A 16,366-nucleotide genomic window follows, 5' to 3' on the forward strand; every position below is an offset into this window, starting at 1 on the left:
GCAACTGTCGCCGGGGCTGTGGGTATAATCGCGCCATGAAGAAAAGATCTACCGCATCGAAGAAATCCCGCAAGTCATCCCGGCCGCCGGTCGCGCGCCGGCGCTGGTCCTGGTTCTGGGGGCTGTTGGGGCGGGCCTGCCTGGTGGGCGTCGTGGTGCTGGCCGGTTGGCTGGTTTACCTCGATGCCGTGGTGACCTCGCGTTTCGAGGGCCGTCGCTTTGAAGTGCCATCCCGGGTCTATGCTCGGCCACTGGAACTGTACGATGGCGCCAGCATCAGCACCGGCGGGCTGGCCCGTGAGCTTGCGCTGGCCGGCTATCGCAAGGGCGACGGCCGCACGCCGGGAACCTATCAGCAATCGGCGAATCGCTTCGTCATCAGCACCCGTGGCTTTACCTTCAGTGACGGCGCCGAACCCCGACGTCGGCTGTCGCTGACGGTGTCCGGCGATCGGGTGCGTGGCTTCCGGGTCCTGTCCGGTGAGGACTCCCCCATCGTACGCCTGGAACCGGCCCAGATCGGCGGCATCTATCCGGCGCACAAGGAAGACCGTATCCTGATCCAGAGCGGCGATCTGCCACCGTTCTTCGAAGAAGCACTGCTGGCGGTGGAAGATCGTGATTTTTACGAGCATTTCGGGGTGTCACCCCTGTCCATCGCCCGGGCTATGTGGGTCAACCTGCAGGCCGGCCGGGTGGTGCAGGGGGGCAGTACCCTGACCCAGCAGCTGGTCAAGAATTTCTACCTCAGTCGCGAACAGACCCTCGTCCGCAAGGGTAATGAAGCGTTGATGTCGTTGTTGCTGGAATGGCACTACGACAAAAACGATATCTTCGAAACCTATCTCAACGAGGTGTACCTGGGACAGGCTGGGGTGCGCAGCATCCATGGATTCGGGCTGGGCAGCCAGTTTTATTTCGGCCAGTCCCTGGCTGAGCTGGAATTGCACCAGGTCGCCCTACTGGTGGGCTTGGTGAAGGGCCCCAGCTATTACGATCCACGCCGCCACCCTGAGCGGGCGCTGCAACGCCGCAACCTGGTACTCCGTGTGCTGGCCGACAATGGCCATATCGACGAGGCGTCGGCTCGTCAGTACCAGGCCAGACCGCTGGGGGTCACCGGCAGTCCGTCCTTTTCCGAGAACCGCTACCCGGCCTTTATCGATCTGGTCCGCCGCCATCTGGCGCGCGACTATAAGGAAGAGGATCTGCAGAGCGAGGGCCTGAGAATCTTCACTTCTCTGAATCCGTCGATCCAGTACGCGGCCGAGTTCTCGGTCCGGCAAACCCTGGATCGCCTGGATGCCAGCGGCGACCGCCAACTGGAATCGGCCATGGTGGTGAGCAGTCGTGACAGCGGCGAAGTGGTGGCTCTGGTGGGCGGGCGCGATCCGCGCTTTGCCGGGTTTAACCGGGCCCTCGACGCGCGCCGCCCGATTGGCTCGCTGATCAAGCCGTTTGTCTATCTGGCGGCCTTGCAGCGGCCGGATAAATACACTTTGATCACCCCGGTCCATGACAAGAGCTTCGCCCTGGTCTTCGACGACGGTCGGCGGTGGGAGCCTAAGAACTATGATGGCGAGGAGCGTGGCGATGTGCCGTTGCACCAGGCACTGTCGCGCTCGTACAACCTGCCCACCGTGCGGGTCGGGCTGGACGTCGGGATAGAGTCGGTGGTTGACATGCTGCACGATCTGGGGGTGGCCGATCCCATCTCGGAGTACCCATCCATGCTGCTGGGAGCCGTATCGATGACACCGGTGACCGTTGCGCAGGCTTACCAGGGCTTGGCCACCGCCGGTTTCAATACGCCGTTGCGGACCATTCGCCAGGTCACGGACGCCGAGGGCCAGCCCCTGAGCCGCTACAATCTGGCGGTGGAGCAGGTACTCGACCCGGCAGCGACGCACCTGGTGCAGTACGTGATGCAGGAAACCATGCAGGAGGGCACTGGACGTTCCGTCTATCGACGGGTGTCGCAGGAGCTCAGTCTGGCGGGCAAGACGGGTACCACCGACGATGGCCGCGACAGCTGGTTCGCAGGCTTCAGCGGTGATTGGCTGGCAGTGACCTGGGTTGGGCGGGACGACAATGGCGCCACCTCCCTGTCTGGTGCTACCGGTGCGCTACCGGTGTGGTCCGATTTCATGGCCAGCGTGCCTCAGCACGGCTTTTCTCCGGTGGTGCCGGATGGTGTGCAGTATCATTGGGTCAATCCACACACCGCGGCACTCAGCGGCCAGTATTGTGATAACGCCCGTCTGGTGCCCTTTATCGCTGGCAGTGAGCCTACCGTAACCGACCGCTGTGGCGGCGGATTGCAACGGCGGTTGCGAGGCTGGTTCGAGGAACTTTTCTAATGAACAGAACGAAGATCTATGGCGTGACGGCGGTCTTGTCGTTGCTGCTGACCGGCTGTGCGGCCGGTCCTGGCGGATCGATTTATGTACCGGCGGCGCCACCGCCTGATTATAACCGCAGTTCCAGCGGTGCTGTCTCACCAGCGCCGGAGTCGGCGCCCGCTTCGGTGCGGCCAATGACGCCGCCGGCGGAACCAGAGCGGTCGTCCGCACCGAGTTATCAGGATCAGGGCGAGTCGCTGTCTGGAGCCGCCGCCAGTCTGGTGCGCAAGGCTGACAGCTTGCTGGCCCAGGGCAACGTGCCCGCCGCCATCGGCCAGCTGGAACGGGCCCAACGGATCGCGCCGCGCTCTGCCGCCGTGTATTTCAAACTGTCGGAGGCCTATGTGGCCGCGGGCAACCTGGCTGCCGCCGAGCAGTTCACCTTGAAAGGACTGTCCCTGGCAGGCAATGACAGTGGCCTGCAGCGGGCCGGTTGGCTGTTGCTGGCGGACATTCGCCGGGCTCGCGGCAATGTGGCCGGTGCCGATCAAGCCGAGGCCAGGGCCGGGAATCTCTGATCGCGGTGATTCAAAACGGCAGGCACATAAAAAGGGGGGGGCTTTTCAGCCCCCCCCTTTTTTGTGTGCCTTGTCTCGTCCTAGAAAACGCTTGCGCCGTCGCTGTTTACAGCGGGATGGTCTCGGCGGTGACGTCTTCGTTGGCCACCACGGTCAGCGTCTGGGTGCCTTCAAATTGCAGTGGGTTGTCGGCCAGTTCGGTGTCGGCGACTTCGTTGTCGTCCAGCTGGCAGGTATAGCTGATGGTGTAGTCGCCGGCGGTCAGGAAGGCGGCGGTGTACTCATACAGGCCATTGTTGTCGTCGTCGCTGACCGGAACAATCATCAATGGGTCGTTTGAGGTGTCGTCATCGGCCAGGTTCAGGTCGGTCGGCGTCACGTCCGCACCGGCATAAACGTAGATAGCGCCGGCGTACTCAGCCGCGCAGTCGGTGAGGCCGCCATCGGCTGACCGGGTGGAGTTGATTTGCGGGTAGTCCACCGTGCCGACAATGGCGCCGACTTCGAGGTTGTTAACCAGTCTCAGTGACGGCTTCAGCAGGTAGTCCGCCAATGACGTGCCCTTGGGGTTGACGATGGACTTGGCCACGTCGAAATCGATGGTGAAGTCGGTGGTCGCATCGGCGGCCACGATCAGCTCGCCCTTCAGCTTCAGACCGCTCTGCTCGCCGGAGGGCACCGCCAGGGTTGCCTCATAATCCGGTTGGGACGCGAGTACAACATAGGAGTTTTCGGTATCGATCTTCAGGCGCAGCTCGGAGTATTCCCCTGCCGGCACTTCCTCGTCGGTGATCAGTGGCTCACTGATGCCGCCGGTCAGCTCCAACAGGTTCCAGGTCTTGGGCTCATCAAAGGTAAACTCGATCCACTGACCGTCGGCAGGCTTCAGGGAAATGCCGGTGAAGGAAATGGTGACGTCGGTAAATTCGCTGGCAGGTGCGTCGGTCACGTTCACTGATACCTGGCCGGTGTCACCCGAACCGGAACTGCCACCGCCACAGGCCGCGAGAGCTGATGTCATGGCGATTGCGGTGACCAGTTTTAGTTTTTGGTTTTTCATAGCAAGGCTCCTTACTGCAAAACAGGTAGTCCCGTGAATTTAGCTACAGCATAGGAGATAAGGCTCAAGCACGTCTTTCCGGAGCATTACAGCTCTGTAAGCATTGTGGGCTCGGGACCGCCAGGCAAACATTTTTCTTTATTTGCCAGGCGGTTAAGTGGAATTTGCTGGTAATGAGGCAAGTGTAACCGATTGTTAGCGGCTACAGGTTTGCGAACACGATCTCAGCGGCCTGGATGGTATGAGCAATGTCCTCTTCGGACAGGGCGGCGCAGGCGAAGCCGGCCTCGAAGGCCGAAGGTGCCAGATAGACCCCTTCCTTGAGCATACCCTGGAAGAACGCCTTGAATCGTTCCACGTCGCAGGCCATGACCTGGTCAAAGCGGGTGATCTGTTCGGCTTCGGTAAAGAAGAAGCCGAACATGCCGCCAACGCCCTGCACGGTCAGCGGAATGCCTGCCCGATCCGCCGCGGCCTTCAGGCCGTCACGCACTTGCGCGGTTTTAAGCGCCAGTTGGTCATGAAAGCCCGGCTCGGCAATGGCGTTCAGGGTGGTCAGGCCGGCGGCCATGGCCAGCGGGTTGCCCGACAGGGTGCCGGCCTGATACACCGGTCCCAGTGGGGCGATGTGTTCCATGATCTCCCGTTTACCTCCGAACGCGCCCACCGGCAAGCCGCCGCCAATGACCTTGCCGAGGGCGGTCAGATCCGGCGTAATGCCGTAGTGGCCCTGAGCCCCGCCGAGGGACACCCGGAAACCGGTCATGACTTCGTCAAAGATCAGCACCGCGCCGCTGTCGTCACACACCTCCCGCAGACATTCCAGGAAGCCCGGCACCGGAGGGATGCAGTTCATGTTGCCGGCCACCGGTTCGACGATAATGGCAGCAATCTGTTCGCCAAGCCGGGCAAAGGTGTCGCGTACGCCGTCGATGTCGTTGTAGTCCAGGGTCAGGGTGTGTTCGGCAAGACTGGCTGGAATGCCCGGCGAGTTGGGGACGCCGAGGGTGAGGGCGCCGGAGCCTGCTTTCACCAGCAGCGAGTCGACGTGGCCGTGATAGCAGCCCTCGAACTTTACGATCTTGTCGCGGCCGGTATAGCCTCGGGCCAGACGGATCGCACTCATGGTGGCCTCGGTTCCCGAGTTGACCATCCGCACCAGGTCGATGGAGGGCACCAGTTCGCAGACCTTCTTGGCCATGTCGGTTTCGATGGCTGTCGGCGCGCCGTAGCCCACACCCAGATCGATCTGCTTGTGCAGGGCGGCTTTGATGCGGGGATCTGAATGGCCGAGGATCATCGGGCCCCAGGAGCCAATGTAATCGATGTAGCGGCGACCGTCCTCGTCATACAGATAGGCGCCTTCGGCGTGGTTGAAGAAAATCGGCGTGCCGCCGACGCCACGGAAGGCCCGAACGGGCGAATTGACACCGCCTGGAATGAATTTCTGGGCCTGTTCAAACAGCGTTTCGGACTGGGTCATGGGTCAGGGTTCCGTAGTTGATGATCGATTGTCGATTGATGCGTAAATGGTCGTGTCGAAGTTCTTGGTCCAGGGCGTCAGTTTGCCTGAAGCCGCGGGTGGTAGTGCGCCAGCAGTGCGCTAAAGCGTCTGGCTTGCGCTTCAATCGGCGGGCATCCGAACAGGCCACCAACCACCGCGAGCAAGTCGGCGCCGCCACGGACCAACTCGGCACCATTGTCCACGGTGATGCCGCCGATTGCCGTAATTGGCCGCCCGAACTGCCTGGCCTCGGCGAGTACCTGCGTGTTTGCGGGTGGCGCCCCGGGTTTGGTGGCAGAGCTGAAGAAACGGCCAAACGCCAGGTAGTCTGCTCCGTCGGCCGTCGCCGCCTTGGCCAGCGCCAGACTGTCGTGGCAGGTTATGCCGATAATGGCGTCGTCACCCAGCAGGTGACGGGCCTCGCTCAGCGCCACGTCGCCCTGGCCCAAGTGGACGCCGGCGGCACCCACACGGCGGGCGAGTTGCGGATCGTCGTTGATGATCAGGGGCACGCCGGCGTTGTTGCAGGCGGCATTCAGATTCCGGGCCTGGCTGAGCCGTTCCGCCGCTGGCGCCAGCTTTTCGCGGTACTGGATGAGCACCGCGCCACCGCGCAGCGCCGCTTCGACCATCTCCAGAAGTTGGTCCGCTGGGGTCAACTGGCTGTCGGTGATGGCGTAGAGCCCAGGCCTCAGCCCTTTGCAGAAGTTTGTGGTCATGGCGTCAGCCGGACGCTGCGATTGGGCACCGGCTGGCCCTGGCCAACGGCGAGGGCCTGGCCGATGGCCCTGGACACAAACTGTTGGGCCTGCTCGATGGCCGCTTCGGCCGATAAGCCGGCGGCACTTCCGGCGGCGATGGCTGCCGCCAGCGTGCAGCCGGTGCCATGGTATTCTCCGCCCATCCGGGGGATCTGCCAGTGTTTGGCGGCCTGGGCCGGGCGATACAGGGTGTTGACGATGTGCCGGCCCTCGCCATGACCCCCGGTGGCCAGCACCGCCTTGCAGCCGGCGGCCATCAGGGTAGCGGCTGCGGTATCGGCATCGTTGTCCTGGCCTAGCAACGCCAGTTCGACGCCGTTGGGGGTAATCAGGTGGGCCCGGCCGAACAGCCGGCTCCGCATGCTGTCGATCAGAGCCTGATCCGCCAGGTCGCCACCGCCGGCGGCCTTGATGACCGGATCGACGATCAGCGGAATGTCCGGCTTGTCGGCCAGAAATGCCAACAGGGTTTCAACTATGTCCGCATTCCCCAGTGCGCCGGTCTTGATGGCGTGAATGGGGGTGTCTGCTGCCAGGCAATCGAGCTGCCGCCGTATCAGGGTCGCGTCGACCGGCGTCGCGCTGTAGACATTGCGGGTGTCCTGCACCGTCAGGCACGTCAATACCGGCAGAGGGTGGGCGCCGAGTGCGGTGATGGCCTGAATATCGGCCTGGATGCCGGCGCCGCCGGAGGGGTCAAGGCCGGAGAGGACCAGAACCTGGGGGCGATGTTGGAGGTTCATGGTGGCGCTCCTTAAAAGGGTTTGACCGTGGCCAGGATCACCACAGCCACCAGAATCAATACCGGCAGTTCGTTAAGCCAGCGGTAAAATACATGGCTGCGACTGTTCCGGTCATCCTGGAACACCTTGACCAGACGGCCGCAGTACACATGATAGGCGATCAGAACGGCGATCAGGGTCAGTTTCGCATGCAGCCAGCCCTGGCTGAGGTAGCCTTGCGGATTAAAACTGACCAGCCAGCCGCCGAAGACCAGTGTGGCGATCATCGCCGGTGTGGTAATGCCACGGTACAGCTTGCGCTCCATGATCTTGAACCGCTCGCGTCCGGGCTGATCGTCACAGGCTGCATGGTAAACGAACAGACGTGGTAAATAAAAAATGCCGGCAAACCAGCAGACCATGGCAATCAGGTGTAGGGCTTTGACCCACAGCATGAGTTAGCTCCGTCGATATTGGTAGTAGCTTTCGATGTCGGATTTCAGCACTACGCCGTAGATTCGTTGAATCATCGGGGCAATGTGGCGCTGTACATACAGCGCTTCTGCCTTGGTGTCGTCGAACACCTGCAGGGCTTCCTCCAGGGTGGCCTGGTATTGCACCGCAGCGAGGTCGCGACGGTTGGCCGGTATGTTCATCAGGTCGACCTCGTCCGGCATGTCCGTGCCGGCCTCTCGGCATTCTTCCGCCGAGTCCTCCAGGTAACGGGCGAGGTCCACCGCGGGCATCAAGGCGCTGGGGCCGCTGCTGCCTTCCACCACCAGCCACTTGTATTCGGCCTTCAATGCCTGACGGCAGTCATCCTGGGATAGGTATCGTTGGACCCGGGTTACGCTGCGTTCCATGATCGCACCCACCGATACCCGCCGCAGCGCCTGGATCACCGGCGAACTCTGGTAGCTGAGGCCCTGGCTCTTGAGGACGGTGAGAAACAGGGATTTTTGCCCGAACACCTCACTGGTCACCAGACTGGAGACGGTGATGATCAGCATGGCGGGCAGAATGATGTGCGGGTTCAGGGTCAACTCCAGTAGTGCCATCAACGCGGCCAATGGCGCCTGCAGCACGGCACCCATCATCGCACCCATGCCCAGCATGGCATAGAAACCCACCGACGAGGCCAGGTCGGGCGCCGCATAAGCACCTACCAGTCCCATCGCTCCGCCCAACGTTGCGCCCATGAAAATGGTGGGTCCGATGACCCCGCTGGGCATGCCCAGTCCCAGGGTGAGGGCCGTCACCACCAGTTTGGCCAGACCGGCGCCGAGCAGCAGCCAGAACGGTAGTTCGTTGTGGATGGTTTGGCTGACGGTGTCGTAGCCAATACCCATGACTTCCGGAATGGCCACCGCAAACGGCACCATCAACAGTCCTGCGACGGTGATGCGTAGGAGCACCGGGCGCTGGTGGTAGCGGCCGGTATAATCCAGCAGGTAAATGAAGCCGGCGGCGGCGATGCCGATGATGACCGCGATGGCCAGAATCCAGGGAATTTCCAGCAGCGAATTCATGGTCAGGGCAGGCACGCTGAACGCCGGTTCATCGCCATAGACCGCGCGGGAGACCACGGCGGCGCTGACCGAGGAAAGGATGATGGGGGTGAATCCGGCGATGGTGTATTCCATCATGACCACTTCCATGGCGAAAATAACGCCGGCAATGGGGGTGTTGAAGGAGGCGGAAATGGCGGCTGCGCAGCCGCAGGCCACCAGGGTACGAATACTGTTGTTGGGCAGGCGCATCCACTGCCCCATCAAACTGGAAAAGGCAGCGCCGAGGTGAACGGCCGGCCCTTCGCGACCGGCCGACTGGCCCGTGACGACGGTGCCGACGCCGCAGATGAACTGAACCAGCGCGCTGCGGAATGAAATATAGCCCTGGTGGTAATTGAGGCGCTCCATGACGTGGACGATGCCCACCTTGCGATCCTGAGTGGCCAGCCGATGCAGGAACAGCGCGAGCGCCAGCGCACCGCCCAGGGGCAGTAGTCCTCGGATCAGTGGGTCCAGGCGTTCGAACGCCTCCGAGTCGTGATCGGGTAAAAAATGCTCCAGGGGTAATTCGATCGCCAGCCGAAAGATCAGGATGACGGCGCCGGTCACCAGGCCCGACAGCAGCCCCAAAATCGCCAATTGGGGCAGGGCATCTACGCCAGAAAGCTTCCGGCGAAACATCGGGATCAGGTGTTCGACCAGTTGTTGCCTGATGTTTCGCATGATCGCGGAGGTTCCGGTTGGACGAAAGAAGGTTCTAAAACAGGGATGTAGACCTGAGCGCCTGGAGCGGTCAAGATCCATCTCCGGTCTTTCAATCTATTGTAATGGACCGTTATCGCCCTGCAATAAGTCATTGGATTATCGTGTTAGAATAATGGGTCAAATTCATGGGTCCTGGTCCGGTGGGGTTGCGGGACGATCAGTGTCTGGAGTGTTCGGTGATTAAAGTAGGTATTGTCGGCGGTACCGGGTATACCGGTGTCGAATTGTTAAGAATTCTTGCGGACCACCCAGAAGCCGAGGTGAACTGCATCACGTCCCGCTCGGAGGCAGGTCTGGCGGTCGCCGATATGTACCCCAATTTGCGAGGCCATTACGACCTGGCGTTCAGCGAGCCGGATATCGATACCCTGGCCAGTTGTGACTTGGTGTTCTTCGCGACGCCTCACGGGGTCGCCATGCGCACCGCGCCAGAACTGATCAGCCGGGGTACCCGGGTGGTCGATTTGTCGGCCGATTTCCGCCTCAAGGACCTGGAGGTTTGGGCCCGCTGGTATGGCATGCCCCATGAAAGCCCCGAGTGGGCGGCCCGGGCCGTTTATGGTTTGCCCGAGGTGGCCCGGGAGCAGATTCGGAAAGCCGAACTGGTGGCCAACCCCGGCTGCTATCCCACGGCGGTTCAGCTGGGCCTGATCCCGCTGCTGGAAGCGGGGCTGGTGAAAACCGATCGCCTGATCGCGGATGCCAAGTCCGGGGCCAGTGGGGCGGGCCGACAGGGCAATGTCGGCGTTCTCCACGGCGAGATCGGCGAGAGTTTCAAGGCCTATGGGGCCTCGGGGCATCGCCATTTACCGGAAATCAGGCAGGGGCTGGTGGCGGCTGCCGGCGACGCCAATCTCGGCGTGACCTTTGTGCCGCACCTGGTGCCGATGATTCGCGGCATCGAGGCAACCCTGTATGCCGAGCTGCATGACCCGGCAGATTTCGAGCGTTTGCAGGCGCTCTATGAAGCCCGTTACCGTTATGAGCCGTTCGTGGATGTCATGCCCTTTGGCAGCCACCCTGAAACCCGCAGTGTCCGCGGTGCCAACCATTGCCGGATGGCGCTGCATCGCCAGGAATCCAGCAGTATGGTGGTCATTTCATCGGTGATCGACAATCTGGTTAAGGGGGCCGCGGGTCAGGCGGTGCAGAACATGAATGTGATGTTTGGGGTGCCGGAAGATATGGGGCTGCGGGCTCCGGCGCTGCTGCCTTAAGGCTTTGACCGTGAACGAGCCAAGGAAACCCGCGCAGGAGTACGTGGTGGTTCGCCATCGGCGGGGCCGCCGCCTGCGCCGCACCTCTATTCTGCTGCTGTTCTCGGTCGCCTGCGCCGCCCTGGGCTATACCATTGGCATGGCCCAGGGTGGCTTTCGATTCTCAACGGTTCTGCAAACCCGGGAGTCCTTGCGGTCCGAGCTGGACACGGTTCGCCAGAACTACATGGAGACCCAGCAAAGCTTGATTAATCTCGAGCGTGGCCGGAGCATTGATGAGCAGGCCCTGACTCGCGCTCGGCGTGCCATTGCCGATCTGGAAACGGAAATTTCTGATCTGAAGGCGGATCTGACCTTTTACCGCAATATTATGGCGCCGTCTGAGGTCAGTGACGGATTGCAGGTTGATCGGCTGCAGTTGCGCGCAAGTCGCCAGGATGGGGGATACGGCTTCAGGCTGGTGTTGACCCAAGTTGGGGATAACACTAGCTATATTTCTGGCGTTGTGGCGGTCAATATCATTGGCGCCCGGCGCGGAGAAAAAGAAGTGATCGCGCTGAGAGATCTTTCCGACGATGTTGACGATCTCGGAGTAAAATTTCGGTTCCGCTTTTTTCAGGATATTGAAGGCCACCTGAGGGTGCCTGATGATTTTGAACCGCTGGAGGTGCAGGTAGTCGCCCAGGCCCAGGGCAGAAAATCCTCGCAGGCGGAGCGAACCTTCGAATGGGCGCAATTAACGGAGAACTGACAATATGCTAGGCAAAAAAAAACAATCACGCCGTCCCGCGGGTAATTTTGACACCCTGATTTCCGCAAAAACCTCCATTAAGGGCGATGTGTTTTTCTCCGGCGGTCTGCATGTCGACGGCAAGATTCATGGCAAGGTGGTTGCGGAAGAGGGCAGCAATGCGGTGTTGCGCGTCTCCGAGGTGGGTGAAGTGGAGGGCGATATCGTAGCACCTCACGTCATCGTCAATGGAACTGTTCATGGCGACGTTTACGCGGCAGAGCATCTTGAGCTGGCCTCGAAAGCGTCGATCAACGGCAATGTCTATTACAATCTGATTGAAATGGCGATGGGCGCTGCGGTCAATGGCAGCCTGGTGCATCAGCAGGAACCGCGTGGACTGCTCGGTAAGCAAGAGGGCGGCGTGATGTCTCAGCAGGACCGTATCGAACCGGAAGAGCGTATCAACGCCGACGTCGAATAATTGACTGTTTTGGTCGGGAATACGATAATTGGCCCTTACTCCCACGCCATGTACCGGAGGCGAGTTTGAGTGTAGTTCAGGAACAAATGCCGACACCGCTGTTTTTCAGTGACAGCGCGGTTGCCAAGGTGCGAGAACTGGTTGAAGAAGAAGGCAACCCGGAGCTGAAGCTCAGGGTCTTCGTTACCGGGGGCGGCTGCTCGGGTTTTCAGTATGGTTTCTCATTTGATGAGAGCCAGGACGAAGAAGACACCGTCATTGAAAAGGATGGTATGGTGCTGCTGGTTGATCCGATGAGCTACCAGTATCTGGTTGGTGCCACCGTCGAGTATCAGGAAGGGCTTCAAGGCTCGCAGTTTATTGTCCAGAATCCCAACGCCAGCGCTACTTGCGGTTGCGGATCCTCGTTTTCTATTTGATGAAAGTCAGAGCCTTCAGTGCTCTGACTTTCTCACCTTCCAGGTTACGGCAGGTAGATTGCCCCTAGAATGCGTTCGCCCTTGGCACCGGTAGCGGCTGGCAGATTCCCTGGCCGTCGCTCCAGGGTCTGTTTTGCGAGCCAGGCGAAGGCGGTCGCTTCCACCCATTGGGGATCAAGCCCCAACTCTTCCGTCGAGCAAACGCTGATCGGGCTGCAGGCCTTGCGCAATTCCTGCATCAGCATGCCGTTTCTGACCCCGCCGCCGCAGGCGAAAATTTTCATGCCGGCGCTGTGGGGTAGTTGGCGTGCGATGGAGACCACGGTGAGTTCCAGCAGCGTGCGCTGGATATCGGTGGGACACACCGCTGGATGTCGGTTGGCCACCGTTTTGATCCAGTTCAGGTTGAATTTTTCCTTCCCGGTACTCTTGGGGCCTTTATGTGCGAAGTAGGCATCGGACAGCATGTCGCTTAGCAGCGCTTGGTTTACGCAGCCCTCCGCCGCCCACTGCCCATTTTCATCAAAACACTTGCCGGTTTGATGCTGGCACCAGGCGTCCATCAGTGCGTTGCCCGGCCCGGTGTCAAAACCCTGAATAGGCTGGTCCGGAGAGTGCATCAGGCTGGTGATGTTGGCAATACCACCAATGTTGAGAATGCATCGATCTTGCTCGGTGCTGCCGAAATAGGCCTTGTGAAATGCGGGCACCAGTGGTGCGCCCTCGCCGCCTGCGGCCATATCCCGGCGCCTGAAATCCGCTACCGTGGTAATCAGGGTTTGTTCGGCGATGATGTTGGGGTCGCCAAGCTGCAGCGAAAACGGCGACTGGCCCCGGGGCTGGTGGCGCACGGTCTGACCGTGGCTGCCGATGGCCAGGACTTCGATGGGCCGGTCGTCTGCTTTGGCCAGCACGCCTTTGGCGGCGGACGCAAACAGAACGCCGATTTCATGATCAAGGCTGCCAACTTCGTCGGGCGTGCCGATGTTCTGACTGACGCGCTGTAGCCGATGGCGAACGCTGTCCGGATAGGTAATGGTATGGCAGGCATGAACCTGAACCCGCTCTGCGTCGAAACTGGCAAGCACGGCGTCGATGCCGTCCATGCTGGTTCCAGACATCACTCCGATGTAGGCGGGCTGCTTCATTGCTTATTCGCCCCGCGCCAGAGTCATTTGTGAGGCGCTTTGGTGGGTTTCCAGTTGGGCCAGGACGCTTTGGGTCACCGCTTTAAAGCGGGCCAATTCCGCGCTGGCAATGGGTTGGGCATCCGGCAGTGGCACCGTGACCGGGTTGCGCGGAGCGCCATTGACCCGGAACTCGTAGTGCAGGTGCGGTCCCGTCGCCAGACCGGATGAGCCCACGTAGCCGATGACCTGGCCCTGGGTCACGCGGCCGCCGGTACGGATGCCGCGGGCGAAGCTGCGCATGTGGGCGTACAAGGTGGTGATGTTGTTGCCGTGCTGCAGTACGACGGTATTGCCATAGCCACCCTTGCGGCCGGCCAGCAGAACCTTGCCATCGCCAGCGGCCTTGATAGGTGTGCCGGTTGCCGCGGCATAATCGGTGCCCTTATGCGCGCGGATGCGGTGTAGAACCGGGTGGCGGCGGGCCAGGTTGAAGTGGGAGGAGATGCGAGCGAAATCCACCGGTGTCCGCAGGAAGGCCTTGCGCATACTGCGGCCTTCCGGCGTATAGTAAGCGCTTACGCCGTCGTTGTCGGTGTAGAGTACGGCGTTCAGCTCGCGGCCATCGTTGTTGAAGCTGGCGGCGAGAATACGTCCGTTATCAATCTTTTCTCCATCCAGATACAGCTCTTCATAGACCACGCTGAAGGTATCACCCTTGCGAATGTCCAGGATGAAATCAATGTCCCAGCCGAAAATTCCAGCCAGCTCCATGGTGAGCTTGTCGGTGAGGCCGGCAGCCTGGCCGGCGCCAAACAGCGAGCTTTCAATTTCCGCCTCGGCATAGGTAATGCGGGCTTCCGGCTCCAGAACGACGCGTTCCCCGGTGTATCCTGTATCGGTTCTTTCGATATTCAGAGATTCCAAACGGCTGCGCTGCAGCTTGATGGCCGCGAGCGCGCCGGCGGAATCGGTGGCAAACGAGATGGTTTCACCCGCGTAGAGGCGCTGCAGTTTATCGGCTTCGCCGTCACCGTGGATGACTGAAAGCATCAGGCCATCATTAAAGCCAGCTTGTTTGAACAGGCTGGAGAGGGTGTCGCCAGATTCAATCTGGAAATTCGACCAGTCGTAGGCAGGCTCTTCCGGAACGTCAATTGGCGCAGCGATGGGCGGCTGGGTGTCAGTCCGGTTGGGGGTGAGTGATGCTGAAGGGTTCCCGGCGATGGCGGCACTGCTGGTTTGAGCGTCGGCCAGCGGCGTGCTCTGACCGGAGTGCAGGTCAAGCGATACCGACATCCGGCCTGCCTCAACATCAGCGCTCGGGCTCAAGATCATGGTGGTGCTGACGACGGCGCCCATGAGAATGGCGGCCGCGAGGTGGGCTCTTGGGAACTTGTTCAACACGTTAATCGCCTATTTTGTCTGAAATGTCACTAGGTTGTATTGCCTAACTAATGTTAACGGTCAAGTATAGATCAACAGGTTACCGTGTAAAAAGCGCTCAGGATAGCGCCACCTATGGCGTCAGTACAATGCAGGCGCGGATTTTCGCGAGCGTCATTGTTATAATCCCGGCCTTATTTAGGCGGCTGCTGGTTAATATTCGTTCAGGCTAAACTGTAGCAGGGTCGCCGGTAACGCTCAGATTTGTTTTGTTGAGCTCTGTAACTATCCATATCCAACTCTTGTAATTGGGGAAAACTGTTCATGACATCCATCGATGACGCGTTGGCCATAATCAAGCGAGGCGTGGACGAGCTGCTTCCGGAAAATGAGCTGGTTGAGAAGCTGAAGCTCGGGCGTCCCTTGCGCATCAAGGCTGGCTTCGATCCCACGGCTCCGGATTTGCACCTTGGTCATACCGTATTGATCAACAAGTTGCGTCAGTTCCAGGATCTGGGTCATGAGGTGATTTTCCTGATCGGTGATTTTACCGGCATGATTGGCGACCCCTCCGGCAAGAGTGCTACCCGTCCTCCTTTGACCGAGGAGCAGGTGGCTGCGAATGCGGTTACCTATCAGGAGCAGGTATTCAAAATTCTCGATCCCGAGAAAACCCGGGTGGCGTTCAACTCCGAGTGGATGAGCAAATTGAATGCGGCGGACATGATTCGTCTGGCGGGGCAGTACACCGTTGCCCGTATGTTGGAACGGGATGACTTCAGCAAGCGTTACCAGTCCGAGCAGTCGATTGCCATTCATGAATTTCTGTATCCCTTGGTGCAGGGCTACGATTCGGTGGCATTGGAGGCGGACGTTGAGCTGGGCGGTACCGATCAAAAGTTCAATCTGTTAATGGGGCGGGTATTGCAGAAATCTCATGGCCAGGAGCCTCAGGTCATCCTCACCATGCCGATTCTCGAAGGGTTGGACGGTGTTCAGAAGATGTCGAAGTCTCTGGGTAACTATATAGGTGTCAATGATTCGCCCGGAGAAATGTTCACAAAAATTCTCTCGGTGCCTGATGAGTTGTTGTGGCGCTACATTGAATTGCTCAGCTTCCGGCCGATGGCTGAAGTGGCGCAATACCGCGAAGCGGTCATTGCTGGTGCGAACCCTCAGGACTACAAGAAGATCCTGGCGGAGGAGATCATTGCCCGCTTCCATAATGAAGAGGCGGCGAAGACCGCGCACAAATCGGCGGGTAACCGGGTGGCACTGGGAGAGATTCCCGATAATGTGCCAACCGTTGAGGTTGCGCTCGATGGCCAGGCCGAGTTGCCTGTTGCTGCCGTGTTGCGTTTGGCGGGGCTGGTCAAGAATGGTGCTGCGGCTCGGGATGTGCTTGGTCGAGGGGCTGTCTTTGTTGATGGCCAGCAATTGGCGGAGGGCAAGTTGTTTGCGCTTGGAGATGATTGCGTGATCCAGGCGGGCAAGAAGAAGATTGCCCGGGTTGTGATCGTCGAGTGATCGGCTTTTGAGGTTTTTGAAATTATTTTCGAAACCTCGTTGACACCCCCGCTGAGGTCTGTAGAATGCGCATCTCTTTCGAGGGGCACGCCACTTAAGCGGGCCGGAACTCGAAAGACAACCGCTTGGTTTTATTGAAGATTTTGAGTTTCAACTTTCTTCAAAATAGCGGTTGACAAGGTGGCTCAGCACGGTAAAATGCGCGCCACCTTGAACGAGGTAGCCGGGAGGTT

15 protein-coding genes are annotated in these 16,366 nt (G+C 60.0%); 7 read left to right on the plus strand and 8 right to left on the minus strand.

What is annotated here, in order from left to right; all coding sequences use genetic code 11:
* Nucleotides 1-35: 35 nt before the first annotated feature.
* Both mrcB and N6L25_RS15775 read left to right on the plus strand, forming a co-directional pair.
* Entirely contained in the window at nucleotides 36-2,360 is a 2,325-nt protein-coding gene (mrcB, locus tag N6L25_RS15770) for a penicillin-binding protein 1B (protein ID WP_271982157.1), read from the plus strand.
* Nucleotides 2,360-2,920 (plus strand): tetratricopeptide repeat protein, encoded by a 561-nt coding sequence (locus tag N6L25_RS15775; RefSeq protein WP_271982158.1) that lies wholly within the window; start codon nucleotides 2,360-2,362, stop codon nucleotides 2,918-2,920. The genes mrcB and N6L25_RS15775 overlap by 1 nt, the downstream gene beginning before the upstream one ends.
* Before the next feature lie 106 nt (nucleotides 2,921-3,026).
* Here the strand turns inward: N6L25_RS15775 and N6L25_RS15780 are convergent, their stop codons facing one another.
* From N6L25_RS15780 to N6L25_RS15805, 6 genes are all read right to left on the minus strand, one after another.
* Nucleotides 3,027-3,980 (minus strand): DUF4382 domain-containing protein, encoded by a 954-nt coding sequence (locus tag N6L25_RS15780; protein WP_271982160.1) that lies wholly within the window; start codon nucleotides 3,978-3,980, stop codon nucleotides 3,027-3,029.
* A gap of 202 nt (nucleotides 3,981-4,182) precedes the next feature.
* Nucleotides 4,183-5,463, minus strand: a complete 1,281-nt coding sequence (hemL, locus tag N6L25_RS15785; protein ID WP_271982162.1) for a glutamate-1-semialdehyde 2,1-aminomutase — start codon at nucleotides 5,461-5,463, stop codon at nucleotides 4,183-4,185.
* Nucleotides 5,464-5,540: 77 nt separating this feature from the next.
* Nucleotides 5,541-6,203 carry a thiamine phosphate synthase gene (thiE, locus tag N6L25_RS15790; protein ID WP_271982163.1) on the minus strand — a complete coding sequence of 221 codons (663 nt, stop codon included), beginning with the start codon at nucleotides 6,201-6,203 and terminating at the stop codon, nucleotides 5,541-5,543.
* Nucleotides 6,200-6,988 carry a bifunctional hydroxymethylpyrimidine kinase/phosphomethylpyrimidine kinase gene (gene thiD / locus N6L25_RS15795; protein ID WP_271982166.1) on the minus strand — a complete coding sequence of 263 codons (789 nt, stop codon included), beginning with the start codon at nucleotides 6,986-6,988 and terminating at the stop codon, nucleotides 6,200-6,202. The genes thiE and thiD overlap by 4 nt, the downstream gene beginning before the upstream one ends.
* 11 nt (nucleotides 6,989-6,999) lie before the next feature.
* A complete protein-coding gene (hemJ, locus tag N6L25_RS15800) occupies nucleotides 7,000-7,422 on the minus strand; it encodes a protoporphyrinogen oxidase HemJ (protein ID WP_271982168.1) in 423 nt (140 codons plus the stop codon).
* Nucleotides 7,423-7,425: 3 nt separating this feature from the next.
* Complete coding sequence (locus tag N6L25_RS15805) at nucleotides 7,426-9,201, minus strand: chloride channel protein (RefSeq protein ID WP_271982169.1); 1,776 nt, start codon at nucleotides 9,199-9,201, stop codon at nucleotides 7,426-7,428.
* Nucleotides 9,202-9,419: 218 nt separating this feature from the next.
* Between N6L25_RS15805 and argC the strand changes: the two genes are divergently transcribed.
* The 4 genes from argC (at nucleotide 9,420) to erpA (ending at nucleotide 12,093) form a co-directional block, all read left to right on the plus strand.
* Nucleotides 9,420-10,460, plus strand: coding sequence for an N-acetyl-gamma-glutamyl-phosphate reductase (argC, locus tag N6L25_RS15810; RefSeq protein WP_271982186.1), 1,041 nt, complete (start codon nucleotides 9,420-9,422; stop codon nucleotides 10,458-10,460).
* A gap of 10 nt (nucleotides 10,461-10,470) precedes the next feature.
* A complete protein-coding gene (locus N6L25_RS15815) occupies nucleotides 10,471-11,211 on the plus strand; it encodes a DUF6776 family protein (protein ID WP_271982172.1) in 741 nt (246 codons plus the stop codon).
* A 4-nt stretch (nucleotides 11,212-11,215) separates the two neighbouring features.
* On the plus strand, nucleotides 11,216-11,674 hold the full coding sequence (locus N6L25_RS15820; RefSeq protein WP_271982174.1) for a bactofilin family protein: 459 nt from the start codon (nucleotides 11,216-11,218) through the stop codon (nucleotides 11,672-11,674).
* A gap of 86 nt (nucleotides 11,675-11,760) precedes the next feature.
* Nucleotides 11,761-12,093, plus strand: a complete 333-nt coding sequence (gene erpA, locus N6L25_RS15825; RefSeq protein WP_271982176.1) for an iron-sulfur cluster insertion protein ErpA — start codon at nucleotides 11,761-11,763, stop codon at nucleotides 12,091-12,093.
* A 44-nt stretch (nucleotides 12,094-12,137) separates the two neighbouring features.
* Here the strand turns inward: erpA and N6L25_RS15830 are convergent, their stop codons facing one another.
* Complete coding sequence (locus tag N6L25_RS15830; protein ID WP_271982178.1) at nucleotides 12,138-13,241, minus strand: anhydro-N-acetylmuramic acid kinase; 1,104 nt, start codon at nucleotides 13,239-13,241, stop codon at nucleotides 12,138-12,140.
* 3 nt (nucleotides 13,242-13,244) lie between these two features.
* Nucleotides 13,245-14,627 (minus strand): OapA family protein, encoded by a 1,383-nt coding sequence (locus N6L25_RS15835; protein ID WP_442915262.1) that lies wholly within the window; start codon nucleotides 14,625-14,627, stop codon nucleotides 13,245-13,247.
* Between the two features lie 303 nt (nucleotides 14,628-14,930).
* Here N6L25_RS15835 and tyrS point away from each other — a divergent pair, with 303 nt between their 5' ends.
* Nucleotides 14,931-16,133, plus strand: coding sequence for a tyrosine--tRNA ligase (tyrS, locus tag N6L25_RS15840; RefSeq protein ID WP_271982180.1), 1,203 nt, complete (start codon nucleotides 14,931-14,933; stop codon nucleotides 16,131-16,133).
* Nucleotides 16,134-16,366: the final 233 nt, after the last annotated feature.

The organism is Marinobacter sp. SS21 (assembly GCF_028369065.1).
Lineage (GTDB): Bacteria > Pseudomonadota > Gammaproteobacteria > Pseudomonadales > Oleiphilaceae > Marinobacter.

Coding starts and splice junctions, on each gene's coding strand:
- thiD (WP_271982166.1), bottom strand. CDS start 6,988: ATGAACCTCCAACATCGCCCCCAGGTTCTGGTCCTCTCCGGCCTTGAC.
- N6L25_RS15775 (WP_271982158.1), top strand. CDS start 2,360: ATGAACAGAACGAAGATCTATGGCGTGACGGCGGTCTTGTCGTTGCTG.
- hemJ (WP_271982168.1), bottom strand. CDS start 7,422: ATGCTGTGGGTCAAAGCCCTACACCTGATTGCCATGGTCTGCTGGTTT.
- thiE (WP_271982163.1), bottom strand. CDS start 6,203: ATGACCACAAACTTCTGCAAAGGGCTGAGGCCTGGGCTCTACGCCATC.
- mrcB (WP_271982157.1), top strand. CDS start 36: ATGAAGAAAAGATCTACCGCATCGAAGAAATCCCGCAAGTCATCCCGG.
- tyrS (WP_271982180.1), top strand. CDS start 14,931: ATGACATCCATCGATGACGCGTTGGCCATAATCAAGCGAGGCGTGGAC.
- erpA (WP_271982176.1), top strand. CDS start 11,761: ATGCCGACACCGCTGTTTTTCAGTGACAGCGCGGTTGCCAAGGTGCGA.
- N6L25_RS15820 (WP_271982174.1), top strand. CDS start 11,216: ATGCTAGGCAAAAAAAAACAATCACGCCGTCCCGCGGGTAATTTTGAC.
- hemL (WP_271982162.1), bottom strand. CDS start 5,463: ATGACCCAGTCCGAAACGCTGTTTGAACAGGCCCAGAAATTCATTCCA.
- N6L25_RS15805 (WP_271982169.1), bottom strand. CDS start 9,201: ATGCGAAACATCAGGCAACAACTGGTCGAACACCTGATCCCGATGTTT.
- N6L25_RS15830 (WP_271982178.1), bottom strand. CDS start 13,241: ATGAAGCAGCCCGCCTACATCGGAGTGATGTCTGGAACCAGCATGGAC.
- N6L25_RS15780 (WP_271982160.1), bottom strand. CDS start 3,980: ATGAAAAACCAAAAACTAAAACTGGTCACCGCAATCGCCATGACATCA.